A 15,897-nucleotide genomic window follows, 5' to 3' on the forward strand; every position below is an offset into this window, starting at 1 on the left:
AGGCAAAAAAAAACGGCCCGCTATTTTCATAGCGGGCCGTTTCGTTTTAACCAATTAATCGTCCTGGCCTCTTCCGCTGAACAAGCGGTTGATCATCTCCATCGAGAAACCCCGGTACGCCAGGAATCGGCCTTGCTTGGCCCGTTCCCTGGCATCAATCGGTAAATGCCCGGAGAACTTCCGCTGCCAGGTTTCCTGAAGCTGCTCCTGCCAGCTGATACCGCTTTCGCGCAGGGCGAGTTCGATATCCGCACGTTGCAAACCACGTTGGCTTAGCTCTTCGCGGATTCGCAATGGGCCATAACCGGAACGTGCCCGGTAGGAGACAAAGCTTTCAAGATAACGCGCCTCGCAAAGCAGCCCTTCTTCCGTCAACCGGTCGAGCGCCGTTTCGATCATCTCCGCAGGTGCGCCGCGCTGACGCAGTTTACGCGTCAGCTCGACTCGACCGTGCTCGCGACGTGCGAGCAGGTCCATTGCGGTTCGTCGCACCGCGACGAGGGTATCGAGTACAAGTGTCATTCAGGACTTCAAACGTCGATGTCGGCCTCGGCCATGTCATCAACCTTGTCCCTGTTCAGCACAGCCTTGACGTCGGCTGCCGGTGCCAGCAGCTTGTCGCGCAGTTGCTTCTCGAGCTTGGCGGCGATTTCCGGATTGTCTGCCAGGTACTTGGCCGAGTTGGCCTTGCCCTGACCGATCTTGGTGCCTTCGTAGGCATACCAGGCGCCGGATTTTTCGACGAAACCGTGCAGCACACCCAAGTCGATCATCTCGCCATTGAGGTAGATGCCCTTGCCGTAAAGAATCTGAAACTCGGCCTGACGGAACGGCGAAGCCACCTTGTTCTTCACAACCTTGACGCGGGTTTCACTGCCGACCACTTCGTCGCCTTCCTTCACCGCGCCGGTACGGCGGATGTCGAGACGAACCGAGGCGTAGAACTTAAGCGCGTTACCACCGGTGGTGGTTTCCGGGCTACCGAACATCACGCCGATTTTCATACGGATCTGGTTGATGAAAATCACCAGGCAGTTGGCGTTCTTGATGTTACCGGTGATTTTACGCAGCGCCTGGGACATCAGACGGGCTTGCAGGCCCACGTGCATGTCGCCCATTTCGCCTTCGATTTCAGCCTTCGGCACCAGTGCAGCCACGGAGTCGACGATGATCACGTCAACGGCGTTGGAGCGCACCAGCATGTCGGTGATTTCCAGCGCCTGTTCGCCGGTGTCCGGCTGGGAAACCAGCAGGTCATCAACGTTGACGCCCAATTTACCGGCGTACTCGGGATCGAGTGCATGTTCGGCGTCGACGAATGCGCAGGTCGCACCGGCTTTTTGAGCCTGGGCGATCACCGACAGCGTCAGCGTGGTTTTACCGGAAGATTCAGGACCGTAGATTTCAACGATACGGCCTTTTGGCAGGCCGCCAATGCCGAGTGCGATGTCCAGACCCAGAGAGCCAGTAGAGATGGATGGGATCGCCTGACGGTCCTGATCGCCCATACGCATTACGGCACCCTTGCCGAATTGACGTTCGATCTGACCCAGGGCCGCAGCCAAGGCTTTCTTCTTGTTGTCGTCCATTAAAGTCCTCACGTAATCAATAAGGCCTGACGGCCAACACCTGTATAAGTAGACAGTATTATTCCACAGCGTTCGAAGATCGCCTACCCCTGATTTTCGATTTCTCGCTCCGCCAGTCGGAGCAGCCCCTCTAGCGCGGCCTTCACCGTTTGTCGGCGGACCTCATCGCGGTTACCGGCGAAGTGCTGAACCTCACTGGAAACCTCATCGCCCACGCCCCAGGCCAGCCACACCGTGCCCACCGGTTTGTTCGGCGTTCCACCGTCGGGCCCGGCCACACCGCTGACCGCCACGGCAAATCGCGCCAGGCTCTGCTTCTGCGCACCCCGCACCATGGCCTCGACCACTTCGCGACTGACTGCACCCACCGTTTCGAACAACTCGCCCGGCACATTGAGCTGCCGGGTTTTCTGCCGGTTCGAGTAGGTGACATATCCCGCCTCGAACCATGCCGAACTGCCCGGGATCCGGGTGATCGCTTCAGCAATCCCGCCGCCGGTGCAAGACTCGGCAGTGGTGACATGGGCATTGAGCACTTGCAGACGTCGCCCAAGTTCAGCAGCCATTTGGGTAATCTCTTTCACGGCGCGCTCCGGATCGTGTGGAATGCCTTCACCGTACACGAGCCGACCGTGCTTTCAATACACAAGATCATTCAAGATGTTCGGGCGCCAGCGCTCTGACATAGGCTTGACAGGCCTGCAACGCAATCACTGCACGGTCACCGGTGTCGGTGATGGCGATAATTCGTTGAGCATGCGCCGGGTCAAGTCGGGCGCGTACGGCTGCATGATCCACGCCGCCGGTGATGGTGGAGGCTGGCACCGCACAGCCTGGGGCAGCGTCGCCGGCGTCGACAAGGACTGACAGGCGCAGATCAGCAGTGGCAAGACGATCGCGCAGGCGATCCTGATCACGTTGGGCATCGTTTAATGCTCGATAGTGGGTTTGTTCGCTGACGGCGAGCCGCTGCTCCAGCGCCAGACGTTTATCCTGCTCGGCCTGTTGCAAAGCCGCGGCCGCCAACGACAGCTGGTTGAGCGTTTCGGCGTTTAATCGGGCTTGCTCGGCCAATTGCCGCCCGTAGCGCCAGTCCTGAAACTGCCAGGCCGTCGCAGACGCGCCAGCCAGCAGCAGCAACAGGCCAATCACCCGCCAGGAGATGGACATAGCACCGCCCTCGCCCGCGCCCAGATGTCGAGGCGATCCTGCAAACCGTTCAACCCGCCGTTGATCCGACGGGTGATCGTGTTGAACTGATCAGCGTCGGCCAGTTCATTCAGGCCTTTCTGCGCCCAAAACCACGCTGCAGATTCGGCGGCCCATTGCGGCTGCTCAAGCAACTCAGGCAGCGATAGCAGACGCTCGTCGCCAAACAGGCCGAGGCTGCACTGACGATAATTGGCGCGACCGGTGATTTGAATCAGCCCGCGCCCTCGATATTTTTGCCCGTCGCCGTCGGCTTCCGGGGTATTGCCCAAACGCAGCGCCAGGGTGCCGGTGTCGTACTTGCTGAGATACTGGTCGTTGCCCAGTTCGCGTACGTAACGCAGTTGGCCGGACTCGTGACCGACCTGCGCGAGAAACGCAGCGATGCGCTTTGGCGTATCGATTCGATGCCGGACCATGGCGCTGTTGAGTGCAGAAACAAAAACGCCCGCTTGGCTGCGGGCGTTGGGCATGATGTTGAAAAGGTCATTTTCAGTTATTTGCATGATGCGTAATCCTCCCTGGATGTTGCCCCGATTGAATCACGCCTGGGCCCTGATGCCTGCGAGCCATTTATTTGCGAGAGTTTTCAGAGGGCTGACCGGTGCCGGCGCTTCGGGTGATGCAAACACCCAACCGAGGGTTCCGAAGTTGGCTGTCCAGTCGATCTGTGGCGCCGGCGCTATCTCGGTGATATCAACCCAGACCAAATCCGGGTGAAACATCTCGGCCATATTACCCTCGGTGGAGAACAGCTCGACTACAACGTTATCGACGATGCGTGCGTAGGATTTCATCAACTGTACTCGTAGATGATGACTGCACCTGGAGCACCTGCAGCGCCGGGTCTGCCAGGTTGACTGGGCGCGTTGGCGATGCCTCCCGCACCTGATCCGAATCCTGAACCGGGTGCTGCGATTGCGCCCAGTGCGCTGCTGCCATTACCACCGCTACCCAATGGAGAATTGGCACCATGCCCGGCGAGCGTCGAGGCGTTGATGGAAATGCCTGGTGATCCCGCCGCACCTGCCATGCTGACGATATTTCCGCCTTTCGCCGCCACGCCCGGATAACCCCCGGCATAAAGCCCTGTACCCGGGGCGCTAGTGAAACCAATCCATACCGAGCCACCACCGCCGGGCGCTGATACCAGCGATCCGAACGAACTGGTCCCACCTCCTCCAGCATCTGCGGCAATCTGTCCACCAGCTCCGCCTGGGCCCACGGTCACGATCTGATTGCTCCCGATCGTCGCCGACGAAAGCCAGGCCTGCGCATAGCTACCGGAAGCCCCGCCGCCAACTACCGAGTATTGCGAGGCGACAGTGGCGCCGATTCCGGCGCTCCCTCCGCCGCCGCCGACGACAGTGACCAGCACACCTTTCACACCTGCAGTCGGCACATAAGTGCCCGACGCAGTAAACGTCTTCACCGCCAGCAACCGGCCGCTTGCCGCATTACCGCCGCTCGCATACAACAGGACCCAACTGTCCAGCGGCGCGCTGAACACCACCGAACACAGGCTCCCGCCGACGACCTCGCCAGGCCGCAACGCACTGAGCCCCAGGCTCAACAGCGGCTTGGGCATCAAACCGTTCGGCGCAAACGTACTCGCCCCGGTGTTGGCATTGCCAGCGGTGAATCGCAGCGCCGAACCATCTTTCAGCATCGTGATTGCTGGCGAATAGTTGGCCATGTAGAGATTGGCCGCCCCGATGTCACCAGCGTGTTTGTCGGCGCCGGTTTGACTGAGTTTGTTCACGGCCTGCAGCAGCTGTGTCACGTCGCTTTCGCTCGGTTCGATACCGGCAGCCTTGACGACATTCAATAATTCATCGGTAACGGTGTTGCCCCAGGTTGCCGGTATCAGAGAACCGGGCAATCCTGCGACGACGTCTTCATTGACGAATTTGCCATTCACCAGCCCTACGCTGGGAACGCTTTTTGGATAGTCCATACGGGTTCCTCAGCTGTGGGCCTGCAGTAAGTCTTCGAGCCAGTCCGGTTCGATTGGACGAGCGTGCACATCGGGGAAATCAGGATCATCAGGCCAATCACGCAGCGCCTGTCGATACGTCAGCAGTTGTTTAAATTCTTCTGCGCGCAGGGTCGTACCTACGCCTGCTTCCAGCTCTTCGGCGTCCCGAAATACCAGCCACTGGGTGTTCTGCAACACTTGGTTGCGCCATGCGCGCTCATAGCTGGCCCGCGTAACCGGGGAAATGAGCGGGCCGTTAAGTACAGGCTGGCCAGAGGGACTGGCGCCGATGACTTGGCCGGCAGCCTGTCCGCAAAACAGTTCTTCGTACTGCGCGCGGGTGATTTCCACGGCACCTTCTGGCCGTTCGGAAAGCGGGCTGTCGACGTGATCGAAGCCCAGGCTCTGTGCATAAAAGTAAATCGTCATGGTCAGTACCCCCAAACCAGGATGCGGCCCGAAATTCCCGACGAGGGTTTTATACCGGTAGGGTCAATATTCCTGACCCGTGCCACAGCCACTGTCGGTGTCGATGCGCCGAGATCGAGCGCCCATACGGTCGCATTGCTCGCCGACCAGCCCGCCGGATTAGCCTCGTTGGCGATGCCACCCAGAATGGCCGATGGAAACCTCATCGGCAGCGACAGGGACATATTGCCGGCGATGTCAGACGCTCCAACTACCCATTGCAGGATCAAACCACTGGGCAGTCGCTGATAACCCGGCGAGTTGATCTGAGCAGCGAAGGAAGAGGAGTATTTCAGCCCGGCAGTACCATAAACCACCCACACACCAGACTCCCTGACGAAGTTCGCGCTCTCGCCGTTGTTCATCACGATGGAGTTCAGAGCAGCCCCTTGAGGACTGATCTGCGTACCGGTCAGGCTGGCCACCGTCACCGGTGCGCTGTTGCGACAGTGCAGGCTGATCGTCGCGCCACTCGGCGCCGCTGCGGCATCCGGAAGCGTCACGGTATAGGCCGCATTACCGCCCAGACCGATCGAGCAACCGACATCGGCCAGGGACAATTGGGTAGCACTCAAGACTCCTCGTGCACTGGTATGGCTACCCAGTGCTCTTTGCACAAACTCGGTGGTGGCAGCCAACCGGCTGTTATCAAACTGCGCAGCGGTCATGAACAATGCCGGACTGCGCAGCGCGGCCAGTAACTGATTATTCGACGTCTCATTCGGCGTGATCCCCGCCGCCTGGACGACGTTGAGAATTTCCTGCGTGACACTATTGCCCCATGTCGCCGGGATCAATGAACCCGGTGTTCCGGCAACAGGATCCTCATCGACAAACCGACCATTGACTAGTCCGACACTCGGCACGTTCTTGGGGTAGTCCAATGTTCATCTCCTTGAACTCGAATAAATGGGTCGCTTTGGCCTCAGCCCGTCACGCTTGCCAGCCATGTCGGTGCTGCCGGACGTGAATCCGCTGCGGGAAAAAGCGCCGACTCAGGCCATTCGCGCAACGCTTGTCGATGTTCGAGCAGCTCCAGATACTGCCTGGCACTGAGCGAAGTTCCATGGCCCAGATCCCGTTCATCGCGATGTCGGGCGACCAACCATTCGGTCGTTGAAAGAGTCGCTTCGCGCCACGTACGGGCTGGCGTCACGGAATCCTGTTCTGCAACCACGGGAGCCTGTACAAGCGCACGATTCTGTTCCGCAGGCATTGGTTCTGCGATTGCGGAAAACTCGCCGACCGGCGCGCCGATTTCGACGTCCTGGCCATCCGGCACGCGCACCATCGACTCGACGAAGAGCGGGGCGAACAATTGACTGATCGCGTACTCACCGGTGTCGATCCGTTCGACGACCACACCGTTTTCTACCCGCGCATAATTGGCCATTATTCGTACTCCCAGATTTCACAGAAAGCGTTGCCGCCGGCACCGCTGATAACTGCAGCCGAAGCATTGGTTGAGCAAGAGCCGCTGCCACCGGAACCGCGTCCGCCGGCAATGCCAGGCCCGTTGACACCCACTCTGGTACCGCCACCGTCATACGGGCTGGCACCGCCCGCGCCGGAAAGGACGCCCCAATTGGCGTTGTACATCGCATATTCACCGGGTACACCCCGAGCACTAGCAAGATTTCCGCCTGTGACGGCTTGTCCCCCGGCACCGCCCTGAACGAAACCAACTGCTGTGGCTGTTACTGCAACGGTAAGAACCTGCCCGCCTGCACCGCCCGCAGCACTCATGTAGGCACCGAACGAAGCGCCTCCGCCGGCAATCCCCATGGCGTTATTCGCAGCGCCGCCGCCGCCCAGCGTCACGGGCACGCCTGCAAGTATTTCTGGAGTCACTTCATACAGGCTTTGTGCAAAAGCTCCAGAGCCTCCGCCGCCGCCAATACCTTGGTAGCCGGCGGCAACGGGCGAACACCCACCACCGCTCCCCCCCGCCCCGACCAACCGCACATGGATCCGCTTGGCTTTGGGGTTTGGCTTGTAAAGCGTGATCCCTACCTTCTCAATCTGCCTGACCGCCAACAACCGCCCCACCGCATCGGTGATGCCGTAGCCGCTCAACGTGGTCGGGGTGTTTTTGAGTTTGGTGAAATCGACCAGCGCACCGATCGCCGTGGCCAGCTGGTCAGTCCTGGCCTCATCGGGCGTCAACCCGGCCGCCTTGATCGCGTTGAGAATTTCCTGGGTGACGCTATTGCCCCACGCAGCGGGAATCAACGATCCCGGTGTTCCGGCAACAGGGTTTTCATCGGTGAACCCCCCGTTGACCAAACCAACGCCGGGAATAGTTTTTGGGTAGTCCATAGGTTGTTCGTTCCTCTGAAAATGAAAAACAACCCGTATCGATGCAATGCCTGATACGGGCTGACTTGCGAAAATAAAAAGCCCACATTGAAGTGGGCTTGGGTTGAAACAGGACGAAGGTTAGTCAGTCAGTTGGAATGGCCGCTGGCGCGCTCACGAATGGCAGTCAATGCTTCATCCGCTGCGCTTCGAGCCAGATCCATTTTGCCCTTCGCAGCCTGCGCACGAATCTGTGCCTTGGCTTTCAGGCGCAACGTGCGCAGGGCCAAAAGGTGATCGGTGAGTTGATCCGCCTTGCTTAAAATCTGCTCTGCCGCTTGCTTGGCCGTGCGGCCCTTGACCACCCAGGCCGCGACCGACAGAGGCACCTCCTTTTTCGGATAACCGGCGTCCTGAAAGGCCTGCGCATCGGCAGCCGCCTGCGCGTACTCCATCGCCTTGAGCGGATCGCCGGCCAAGGCGATGCGGGCGCTGTCGGCGGCGGCGTCGACTTTGCTGCAAAGACGTTCGGTTTCCTGCTCGTCCAGCACGGCCTGCTTTTGCCCGTTTGCAACCCACTTCTCGCCGTCCCAGTCATGAGCGGCAGAGGGTTGAGGCGCCCGCAACTCCCCATCGAACTGATGGAGTTCTTGAATAACGATCATCGAATGAGCTCCCACGACAGTTGTACGTTTACGGCTTCCGCAAAATTGACCGCGATGCCGACACTGTAATCAGTCACCGGATGGCTCTTTATCCCCATGCTCAGCAACAGCTCATCGCTCTCGGCATTCAACTGTCCCAGGTTGTGCTCCGCCTGATAACACTGCCAGAGCGAGCGCAAATTGGCGTGATCGAAACTGGCGACCAAAGTAGAAACCGTGACGTCGCCGACAATGTTGTTAGTGAACAGAACGCACGGTGAAATTGTCGCCGGGTTCCATCCCGCTGCGTTGTTTGAACTGCTGGCAACAATGGGCGACAGGTAGCAATAGTTGCCGCCGGCCCAACCGGTTGACGGAAAAGCGACCGAGGTCACCGAGGTCGACGACGGCGTCGGATTCCCTGCGACCAATCGGGCCGCCCTCGCATGAGGATCCAGCGGCAGAAATATCGCCCCGGTGCCGTTCACTGTCTGCGTCCAGGTCAAGCGCGCCCGGTTGTAGATTGTTCGCACCGTCGGCACCGAACCGGGTGCGCCGGTGATCACCCAAGCAAGGCACATGTCCAGAGGCGTTGACTGAAAACCGCCACCGGCAGCGCCGTTGATTGTTCCTTTCAACGAGTCGGGCGCCACGTCATGAATACCGCCTCGTTGCATGTATAACGTCAGCGACCCCGCGATCACTTGGGCTCGCAAAAAGTACTGGCTGCTGGGAAGCAAATCAGCGCTGCTCCACGCCATCGTCACGAAGGTGCGCGAACGCCCCAACTGGCCGCTGACCACTTCCTGGCCAAGACTGATGAACGTGCCTGCCGCAATCGAAACCCGACCGCCGCTGCTGGAAGCCGCGGCCGGGCTGACCGGCAGACGCGAATCAGGCGTGGCAACCGTGGGCAGTGGCAGAGCCGCCAAAGGCAGCGCCATATCCAGATTCCAGCCCTTGGCTGTTACAGACTGAATCGCCTGCAACAGCTGATCGTATTTCTTCTCGTCCGGGGTAAGGTCCGCAGCCTTGATCACGCTGAGAATTTCTTCAGTAACCCCGTTCCCCCAATCCGCCGGAATCAACGACCCCGGCGTGCCCATCAGCGGGTTTTCATCAACAAATTTTCCGTTCACCAGACCGGCGCTGGGCACACTCTTCGGATAATCCATGCTGTCACTGCTCCCTAGTCATAATTGATGTGCACCGTGGTATGCGCCGGCGCGCTGCGATGGATCAGGCATTCGAGCGCAGAACCCGGGTTTACGCCGAAACGTTCGCCCCAATAGCTCGCGCCGAACCGTCGACCCAGCAGCAAGCGGCCACCGGTGTTGAGCGTCCACATGAACTGCGCCTCCCAGGTGCCCCAGTGCGCCGAGCCGAAGCGTGCGCGGCCCATGCGAGGGGCTTCGTGTTCGGTGATGGACGCGTTGGGGTAGCCCTGGCTTTTGGCGATTTCGAGGTAGTAGCCGACGGCCTGGCTGCCGACCGCCAGCAGCCGCCGGCGTACTGCAAGGCGGCGGTCGTCGAACAGTGGCGTGGCGCCCAGGCAAGGGTCGGGCAGCTCCATGACTTTTTCCCAGTCGGGCACCAGTTCGCTGACGCCGGCCGGGTCCATTTCATTGAGCAGGTCGGCGGCGCGGGCATCGAGGCGGGCCAGTTCGATGGCGACGCCTTGCAGCACTTCTTCCAGTTCCGGGACGCGCTCCGGGTCCCATGCCGGCCCGCTGGGCAGCAAGGCACGCAACTGCGCCTGATATTGCGCAGCGTTTCTTATGCCCCCCATACGCAACCTCCAAACGTGAGCAATTCGCTTTTCCCGGCCGGTACGTCGGCGGCAGGTGCCGTGAGGCTGTGATCGTATTCGCCGCCGGCGCTGCTGATCGCCTCGCGGATGTGGCTGATCAGCAGCGGCACGCCAAGATCCGCCTCGCGGTTATGCAGGTCGCGCAGTTGCGCTTCAACGGCGGCCCGTACGGCGGTGGTGTCCGGGTTGACGCTCTTGAAGCGATAGACCACCGGTACCTGGACCGGGCGCTGCACATGCACTTGGGCGGTGACCGGGCGCAGGGGTTCGATGTAGTCCTGAACCTGAGCCAGTTGTTCGTCGTTGGGCACCGGTTGCGGATCGTCGTCACGCATGATGAACACCGTGACGGTGCCCGGGCCGAGCAAGCCGCCACGGCACCAGGCGCGAGTCACGCCCGGCACTTCCAGTGCCCAGGTCTCGTAATCGCTGGCCGAACCGCCATGAGGAATGACCCGATAAGAACGGATCACCCGTGAGCGCAGCGACTCCAGGCTTTCGCGCGCCACGCCACCGCTCAGCCCCGGCGCCAGCACCACGAAACTGCTGCCGACGATGCCGGCAATCGGTTGCACCGGCGTCAGCGCCAGACCGGCATCGGCATTGCCCAGACTTCCGGCTTCAAGGGCTGCGAGAGTGGTGCTGTTGCTGCCGTTGATCGTGGTGCGCGCGGCGGTCACTTTGTAGGTGCGACCGTCGTTGGATTGCAGCAGCGTATCGACGTCGAGCAGCGCGCCCGCCGTCGCGGTAAAACTGACGTTACCGGTGGCGACTTGCGCGGGTTTGCGCGGCTGATTCAGGCGCAGCGCGGCGATGCGTTCAAGGGTCGATTCATCGGCCTTGTCCGGCAGGATCTGTTCGGCAATCCAGTCGAGATAACCGTACAGGCCGTAAGCGGCGCCGCCGAGGGTACGGGCCAGCACTTGCGCATCGGACTGGCGCAGCGAATCGCCGGCCAGGTCGCTTTGGGTGCGCTTGATCAGCACCGGCAGCGAAGGGGTTTCAAACGGCATAGATCACCTGCCAACTGTTATCGGGGTTGATGTCCAGACGTTCGCCATCGGCCAGGGTCAGGACCGTGCGCAGGTTCAGGCGCTGGGCGTCGAGGCGTTCGCTGATGATGTCGATGGCGCTGCAATGGCCGTCGTCGAGCAGCCATTGCAAGGCTTCGCGGGCATAGAATTCGGCGTCCATCTGGGTCTGTCGGGTCAGTTTGACCCGCCGCAGCAGCCACAACCGCGAGCCGATGCGATCGTCGGCGACGGTGGGAAAGGTGTCGCCCCACCAGCCGTAACGTTCATCGTCATCGAGGGCGTCGTCATCGGCGGCGCGACGCCAGGTGAACAGGCTGATAAGCACGGCGCGGGTCAGCGCGGCGTGGAGGTTCTGGCTGACAAGCATCATTTGCCTCCTGCCGGCGCACCGGTCTGGCCGTTGCCGGCCTGCACGCCGACGTGCACGTGTTTGATCTGGCTGATGCCGCCAGCCAATTGATCTCCGGTGGAGACGATCTTGCCGGTCTGATTGATGACCGGTGTATCGAAGTTCACCGCGCTGCTCGCGCGGATGTTCAGCGTGGCGGTTTCGATGTCGATGATCCGCCCGCGCTTGAAGTGAATTCTGTCGCCTTCGTCGGTGTAGATCGCCACTTCGCCGGAGGCCAGCGACTGCAGGCGATAGCGGCGGTCCGCGATGACCAGGGCGATGGCGTGGGAGCGGTCACCGCCAATGAACGTGACGATCCCTTCGGCGCCTGCCAGCGGGTTGCTGGTGAAGCCGTAGGGTTCGAAGTGTTCGAGGTCATCGCTGACTTCGCCGGCGGTGAGGCGCATTTGCAGCGATTGCAGCTTGGATGCCGAATTGGCGAGCACGACAGTGCCGCGCGCCAGCAGGCGTGTCAGTAGGCTCATGGGGTGTCCTTTTAAAGAGTCGCCCGAATGGGATCAATGTGGGAGCGAGCCTGCTCGCGAAGGAGGTGGGTCAGGCGCTGTGATGTAAGGGCTGCCGACGATTTCGCGAGCAGGCTCGCTCCCACAGGTTCGGCGTATGGCTCAGGTTTTTTTGGCTGGTGTTGGATTGGCATCGAAGGTGTGCGGCGGGGCTACCTGCAACGTGGTCACCGAGCCCTGTGCCGACAGCGAATAGGTGACTTTGGAAATCAGCATGTCGCCATCGAACCCCAGTACCGGATCCTTGACCCGCACCAGCGTGTTATGGCGCCACAAATCGCCGTTGCTTTGCCGCCAGCCCTGCACTTGATAGGTGGTGGTCTGAGCGCGGCCCATGCGGGTGGCGCTTTCCCATTGGGCACGCTGCTGCGCCAATTCAAAGGTCAGTTGCGTGCCTTCATTGATCACCGTGGTACGGCGGCGTTTGAAGCTCAGATCCGTTGCCGTCGATTCAACCTCGCTGACCGCCGCCCCGCTCTTCGCGTCCGAGCCTTTTTGCTGGCCGATTACCCGGTACTCGGAAAACACCTGGCTGAAATCCATCGGCGCATTGGCCGACAGAATATTCTTGCCCAACTCCAGCGCATCGCTGGCGCGGCCGCCGCTGCCTGGGCTGGCCAGCACCAGCCTGCCCTGCTCGTCATCGGTGGAAAACACCCGCAACAGCGAGAGCAAACGGTCGATCGACTGAAACACCGTTTCACCGGGCACGATCGTGTGCTTGGTCAGTCGCGCGGTCTCGGTAATTTCATTGACCACCGTCAGCCCATATTCCCTGGCCAAATCCTGGACGATATTCAGCAATGGTTGCTGTTGCCATTGACCGGGCAGGTTGCGGGCAGCGCAATCGACCAGATCCTGGGTCCTGGAACTGCCTTCGATGGTCAGGCTGATCTGCCGCCCGTCATAGCGAATCGGGGCCTTGAACACGTAGCCGGTCAGTACCAGGTCCTTGCCGATTTTCACTTCGCAGGGGTCGCCGGGTTTGATCCTTTGATCCACGGTCTGCCCCGGCCATTGCCAGGTGATGTCGAGCTTGAAGGTGCGGAACTGACGCTCCAGATCGGCGCTGATCTCGACGCTTTTCCAGCCGCCGTACTCCATGTCGTTGACTGTCAGCGTGACGTGGTTATCCATGTCATTCATGGCGTCACTCCCGGGATACTTTTACTTCGTTGGGCGAAAAACCGGGATGAGTAATCCCGTTGCGCTGAGTCACTTCCTCGGCCCGCGTGGCGTCGCCAAATTGTTTGTACGCCACGACCACTGCCGGAAGGCTCTCCTGAAACGATTTGCTCACTTGCCGCACCCCGGACGACGCTACCGCTCTGAGATGAGCCACCAGCGCTTCCTTCACATCGTTGATTGCCTGAAAGTGCACAGGTCCGGCTTTCGCCAGCATCGGATCGATCGCCGCAGTCACCGCTGCGCGCAAGGCTTGCATGTCATCGCTGACGGGCACTTCCTGACGGCTGACCGGCGACGTCGACTGTTGTGCCACCGACGGCGTCGACGCCAGCTTGACCGGTGTGGTTGCCACCGGCATCGACGCGACCCATTGCGCGACTTTGACGAGCATGGTGTCCTGCACCAGATCGGCCATCGCCTGCGCTGCTGCGCTGGTGTCCTTGCCGGTGGTGATCTTCGGCGCGTCGGCCTTGCGAATCGCTTCGAGCTGTTGCGACACGTCGGCAATCACGCCACGGTAGCCTTCCTTGGCAAATGCTTTCAGCTCCTTGATATCGCCGAGCAAACCCTTGAATTCAGCTGCTACTTCCTTGGGCAACTCTTTCACGGCTTTGACCAGTTCGGTGATCTGTCGGTATTGATCGATCAATGGTTGAAGCTGCTCCTTGATCACCTCATAAACCCCGGTGAGGCTGTTGCGTAAATTGGCGATGCCGATCCGCGCTGCCTTGATCAAAGTCATCGCCTGTTCGAACCGCGCCACCGCCGAGCCCAGTAGACCGTCGGCTTTGGCCAGCAGCACTTTCTGCGTGCTGACCGTCGCCGTCGGAAACGGCAGAGGCTGATCGGGATAGAACTTAAGCGCGAACGTCACCAGCCCGCCGTCCTGGCGGCTATGAGTCATGTCGCATTCGCCGACCTTGACTTGCAGGCGTCCGAGCCACGGATGCACCAGCTCGCCATTGCCCGCCTCCAGCGCCTTGAGCAGCTTGTCGCGTTGCTCCAGGCAGTTGGCGCCGACGATGAATGCGGTGATCTCGTGGATCCTGGCCTGCTGGCCGAGGTCCTCGAAGTACGGCAGGTCTCGTTGCGGATATTCGTGCAACTGACCTTTGCGACCGACCGGGGTTTTCGCCTGGTCGATCCAGAAGCCGACACCGCGAAAGGATGCCGGCAACAAGCGGTCACGCCAATTCATTGGAACCTCCTGCCGACAGCGAGCGATAACCGATGCGCGACGACAGCGCCAGGCCCGGTTGATTGGTTTGTGGTTGGTCGGTGCGCAGCCCCGGCGGCGCATTTTCAAAGCGCACGGTCAGGCCGCCTTCGAGTTGCGTACGGTTGTTGGCCGCGCTTTGCTGGATCAGGGTGTTAGAGGTTTGCGACAGTGAGCCGCTCTGAATGGGCGGTTTGCCCGGCAGCGTTTCGGACGTCGAAACCGTGCTGGATGAATTCGCGCTGCTGCTCGTGAAAAAAACCGGTGCCAGCTCGCCGTTACCTTCGGCATTGGTTTTAAGCTGCGCCTGGGTAAACACATCAACCCGGGCTTTGGCATCGGCGATCAGCTCACCGAAGCCGCTATCGAAAAACGCCTTGATCGGCGCGATTGCATCCTGAAACTTCTGCGCCCACTTCTCGATCCACGCCGTGACAGGGGCCCAGTTTTCGATGATTTTTTCCAGCGGCGACCAGCCCAACTGTTCGCGGATGACCGCGTACGTCGCCAAAAAAGGCAGCTTGATGTAATCCCAGATTGACGTGAACACACTGACCACGCCGCCCCAGATCGCCTGGATCACCTCAAGCGGTGACCAGTCGAAAAACTGCCTGAGGAAGGTCTGGACAGGTACCGACACTGCTCGGAGCAAATCCCAGATCGATGAAAACAAACCGACCAAGGGCCCCCAGTTGTTCAGAATCACCCCCTGCGGTGAATAATTGAACCAGGCTTCGAAGAACTCTATCACCGGCGCAGAAACGGCTTTGACGCCGTCCCACAACGTTGCGAAAAACGCCGTGACCGGCCCCCAATGACTGATCAACTGCCCCAGCGGCGTGTAGCCGAACATCGTCCTGAAGAACTCCGCCATCGGCACCACCACCGGAGCAATTTTTTGCCAGAGCCCACTGAAAAACGTTGAAATCGGTTTCCAGTACGCCACGATCAAACCGGCAGCCAAGGCAATCCCCGTGGCAATCAATATGATCGGATTGGCCTTCATCACCAGGCTCATGACGTCGAACACCTGAGTAGCACCTGCCACAGCGGTTTGCATGGCCGAAAAGGCGATAGCCCCGGCCGCCAGGCCCTGCACCAGCTCAGGGTTGTCGGCGAGCAGGCTGCCAACACCGTTGAGCAAGGGCTCCAGGCTGATGACGACCGCGCCTACTGCCGGCACCAGCGCGGCATTCACCGCCGTGGAAACTTTCTCCATCGAAGCGCTGAACACGTTCATGTTCTGCGCCGCGACTTTCGGTGCGGCGGGCAAATCCACGGTGTTTGCGATGTCGCTGACCTCGCTCAATTTGCCCTGAAACGCGGCTGCTGATTTGACCCCCTCCACGAACGGCGTGACCACGCTGCCGCCCTTGAACAACCCGCTGATGTCGAGTTTGCCGAGCCCGGTCTGTTCGAGGTTTTTCCTGAAGCTTTCGACCTTCGCCCGCAACGCGCCGAGCTTGGGCGACAGCTCATCGATGCCCGTGATCAGCACCGGCGTCTGCACTTTCTTTTCTTCGTCTGCCATCACTGCACCTGCTGCAT

Annotated in this window: 20 protein-coding genes; all 20 read right to left on the minus strand. The window is 60.4% G+C overall.

Annotation, left to right across the window (positions count from 1 at the left end):
• Window positions 1–54 precede the first annotated feature (54 nt).
• The 20 genes from recX to HU727_RS15185 all read right to left on the minus strand — a co-directional run bounded on the left by recX (window position 55) and on the right by HU727_RS15185 (window position 15,880).
• Window positions 55–522 carry a recombination regulator RecX gene (gene recX, locus HU727_RS15090; RefSeq protein WP_186533045.1) on the minus strand — a complete coding sequence of 156 codons (468 nt, stop codon included), beginning with the start codon at window positions 520–522 and terminating at the stop codon, window positions 55–57.
• A gap of 8 nt (window positions 523–530) precedes the next feature.
• On the minus strand, window positions 531–1,589 hold the full coding sequence (gene recA, locus HU727_RS15095) for a recombinase RecA (RefSeq protein WP_186533046.1): 1,059 nt from the start codon (window positions 1,587–1,589) through the stop codon (window positions 531–533).
• Window positions 1,590–1,672: 83 nt separating this feature from the next.
• Complete coding sequence (locus HU727_RS15100; RefSeq protein WP_186533047.1) at window positions 1,673–2,173, minus strand: CinA family protein; 501 nt, start codon at window positions 2,171–2,173, stop codon at window positions 1,673–1,675.
• Between the two features lie 67 nt (window positions 2,174–2,240).
• Complete coding sequence (locus HU727_RS15105; RefSeq protein ID WP_186533048.1) at window positions 2,241–2,759, minus strand: lysis system i-spanin subunit Rz; 519 nt, start codon at window positions 2,757–2,759, stop codon at window positions 2,241–2,243.
• Window positions 2,738–3,304: a glycoside hydrolase family 19 protein gene (locus HU727_RS15110; protein ID WP_186533049.1), complete on the minus strand. Its 567-nt coding sequence runs from the start codon at window positions 3,302–3,304 to the stop codon at window positions 2,738–2,740. Before HU727_RS15110 ends, HU727_RS15105 begins: the two co-directional genes overlap by 22 nt.
• 36 nt (window positions 3,305–3,340) lie before the next feature.
• Complete coding sequence (locus tag HU727_RS15115) at window positions 3,341–3,595, minus strand: hypothetical protein (RefSeq protein ID WP_186533050.1); 255 nt, start codon at window positions 3,593–3,595, stop codon at window positions 3,341–3,343.
• Window positions 3,595–4,755: a glycine-rich domain-containing protein gene (locus HU727_RS15120; protein WP_186533051.1), complete on the minus strand. Its 1,161-nt coding sequence runs from the start codon at window positions 4,753–4,755 to the stop codon at window positions 3,595–3,597. Before HU727_RS15120 ends, HU727_RS15115 begins: the two co-directional genes overlap by 1 nt.
• A 9-nt stretch (window positions 4,756–4,764) precedes the next feature.
• Window positions 4,765–5,205, minus strand: coding sequence for a phage tail assembly chaperone (locus HU727_RS15125; RefSeq protein ID WP_186533052.1), 441 nt, complete (start codon window positions 5,203–5,205; stop codon window positions 4,765–4,767).
• 2 nt (window positions 5,206–5,207) lie between these two features.
• A complete protein-coding gene (locus HU727_RS15130) occupies window positions 5,208–6,128 on the minus strand; it encodes a gp53-like domain-containing protein (protein ID WP_186533053.1) in 921 nt (306 codons plus the stop codon).
• 41 nt (window positions 6,129–6,169) lie between these two features.
• The gene (locus tag HU727_RS15135; protein WP_186533054.1) at window positions 6,170–6,637 is read right to left on the minus strand and encodes a tail fiber assembly protein; all 468 of its coding nucleotides are present in this window, start codon (window positions 6,635–6,637) and stop codon (window positions 6,170–6,172) included.
• Window positions 6,637–7,563 carry a glycine-rich domain-containing protein gene (locus HU727_RS15140; protein WP_186533055.1) on the minus strand — a complete coding sequence of 309 codons (927 nt, stop codon included), beginning with the start codon at window positions 7,561–7,563 and terminating at the stop codon, window positions 6,637–6,639. The genes HU727_RS15135 and HU727_RS15140 overlap by 1 nt, the downstream gene beginning before the upstream one ends.
• 128 nt (window positions 7,564–7,691) lie before the next feature.
• The gene (locus HU727_RS15145; RefSeq protein ID WP_186533056.1) at window positions 7,692–8,207 is read right to left on the minus strand and encodes a phage tail protein; all 516 of its coding nucleotides are present in this window, start codon (window positions 8,205–8,207) and stop codon (window positions 7,692–7,694) included.
• On the minus strand, window positions 8,204–9,361 hold the full coding sequence (locus HU727_RS15150) for a phage tail protein (RefSeq protein WP_186533057.1): 1,158 nt from the start codon (window positions 9,359–9,361) through the stop codon (window positions 8,204–8,206). Before HU727_RS15150 ends, HU727_RS15145 begins: the two co-directional genes overlap by 4 nt.
• Window positions 9,362–9,375: 14 nt before the next feature.
• Window positions 9,376–9,975 (minus strand): YmfQ family protein, encoded by a 600-nt coding sequence (locus HU727_RS15155; protein WP_186533058.1) that lies wholly within the window; start codon window positions 9,973–9,975, stop codon window positions 9,376–9,378.
• Complete coding sequence (locus HU727_RS15160; RefSeq protein WP_186533059.1) at window positions 9,963–11,009, minus strand: baseplate J/gp47 family protein; 1,047 nt, start codon at window positions 11,007–11,009, stop codon at window positions 9,963–9,965. The genes HU727_RS15155 and HU727_RS15160 overlap by 13 nt, the downstream gene beginning before the upstream one ends.
• Window positions 10,999–11,397 (minus strand): phage GP46 family protein, encoded by a 399-nt coding sequence (locus HU727_RS15165; protein ID WP_186533060.1) that lies wholly within the window; start codon window positions 11,395–11,397, stop codon window positions 10,999–11,001. The genes HU727_RS15160 and HU727_RS15165 overlap by 11 nt, the downstream gene beginning before the upstream one ends.
• The gene (locus HU727_RS15170) at window positions 11,397–11,906 is read right to left on the minus strand and encodes a phage baseplate assembly protein V (RefSeq protein WP_186533061.1); all 510 of its coding nucleotides are present in this window, start codon (window positions 11,904–11,906) and stop codon (window positions 11,397–11,399) included. Before HU727_RS15170 ends, HU727_RS15165 begins: the two co-directional genes overlap by 1 nt.
• Window positions 11,907–12,047: 141 nt before the next feature.
• Window positions 12,048–13,091 (minus strand): phage baseplate assembly protein, encoded by a 1,044-nt coding sequence (locus HU727_RS15175; RefSeq protein ID WP_186533062.1) that lies wholly within the window; start codon window positions 13,089–13,091, stop codon window positions 12,048–12,050.
• A 4-nt stretch (window positions 13,092–13,095) separates the two neighbouring features.
• Window positions 13,096–14,331 (minus strand): DNA circularization protein, encoded by a 1,236-nt coding sequence (locus HU727_RS15180; RefSeq protein ID WP_186533063.1) that lies wholly within the window; start codon window positions 14,329–14,331, stop codon window positions 13,096–13,098.
• Window positions 14,318–15,880 carry a phage tail tape measure protein gene (locus HU727_RS15185; protein WP_186533064.1) on the minus strand — a complete coding sequence of 521 codons (1,563 nt, stop codon included), beginning with the start codon at window positions 15,878–15,880 and terminating at the stop codon, window positions 14,318–14,320. The genes HU727_RS15180 and HU727_RS15185 overlap by 14 nt, the downstream gene beginning before the upstream one ends.
• Window positions 15,881–15,897 lie beyond the last annotated feature (17 nt).

The sequence above is a fragment of the Pseudomonas khorasanensis genome (genome assembly GCF_014268505.2).
Lineage (GTDB): Bacteria > Pseudomonadota > Gammaproteobacteria > Pseudomonadales > Pseudomonadaceae > Aquipseudomonas > Aquipseudomonas khorasanensis.

Bases quoted from the DNA above. Each gene is read 5' to 3' on its own strand.
- recX (WP_186533045.1), bottom strand. From the start codon at position 522: ATGACACTTGTACTCGATACCCTCGTCGCGGTGCGACGAACCGCAATG.
- recA (WP_186533046.1), bottom strand. From the start codon at position 1,589: ATGGACGACAACAAGAAGAAAGCCTTGGCTGCGGCCCTGGGTCAGATC.
- HU727_RS15105 (WP_186533048.1), bottom strand. From the start codon at position 2,759: ATGTCCATCTCCTGGCGGGTGATTGGCCTGTTGCTGCTGCTGGCTGGC.
- HU727_RS15110 (WP_186533049.1), bottom strand. From the start codon at position 3,304: ATGCAAATAACTGAAAATGACCTTTTCAACATCATGCCCAACGCCCGC.
- HU727_RS15115 (WP_186533050.1), bottom strand. From the start codon at position 3,595: ATGAAATCCTACGCACGCATCGTCGATAACGTTGTAGTCGAGCTGTTC.
- HU727_RS15120 (WP_186533051.1), bottom strand. From the start codon at position 4,755: ATGGACTATCCAAAAAGCGTTCCCAGCGTAGGGCTGGTGAATGGCAAA.
- HU727_RS15125 (WP_186533052.1), bottom strand. From the start codon at position 5,205: ATGACGATTTACTTTTATGCACAGAGCCTGGGCTTCGATCACGTCGAC.
- HU727_RS15135 (WP_186533054.1), bottom strand. From the start codon at position 6,637: ATGGCCAATTATGCGCGGGTAGAAAACGGTGTGGTCGTCGAACGGATC.
- HU727_RS15140 (WP_186533055.1), bottom strand. From the start codon at position 7,563: ATGGACTACCCAAAAACTATTCCCGGCGTTGGTTTGGTCAACGGGGGG.
- HU727_RS15145 (WP_186533056.1), bottom strand. From the start codon at position 8,207: ATGATCGTTATTCAAGAACTCCATCAGTTCGATGGGGAGTTGCGGGCG.
- HU727_RS15150 (WP_186533057.1), bottom strand. From the start codon at position 9,361: ATGGATTATCCGAAGAGTGTGCCCAGCGCCGGTCTGGTGAACGGAAAA.
- HU727_RS15155 (WP_186533058.1), bottom strand. From the start codon at position 9,975: ATGGGGGGCATAAGAAACGCTGCGCAATATCAGGCGCAGTTGCGTGCC.
- HU727_RS15160 (WP_186533059.1), bottom strand. From the start codon at position 11,009: ATGCCGTTTGAAACCCCTTCGCTGCCGGTGCTGATCAAGCGCACCCAA.
- HU727_RS15165 (WP_186533060.1), bottom strand. From the start codon at position 11,397: ATGCTTGTCAGCCAGAACCTCCACGCCGCGCTGACCCGCGCCGTGCTT.
- HU727_RS15170 (WP_186533061.1), bottom strand. From the start codon at position 11,906: ATGAGCCTACTGACACGCCTGCTGGCGCGCGGCACTGTCGTGCTCGCC.
- HU727_RS15175 (WP_186533062.1), bottom strand. From the start codon at position 13,091: ATGAATGACATGGATAACCACGTCACGCTGACAGTCAACGACATGGAG.
- HU727_RS15180 (WP_186533063.1), bottom strand. From the start codon at position 14,331: ATGAATTGGCGTGACCGCTTGTTGCCGGCATCCTTTCGCGGTGTCGGC.
- HU727_RS15185 (WP_186533064.1), bottom strand. From the start codon at position 15,880: ATGGCAGACGAAGAAAAGAAAGTGCAGACGCCGGTGCTGATCACGGGC.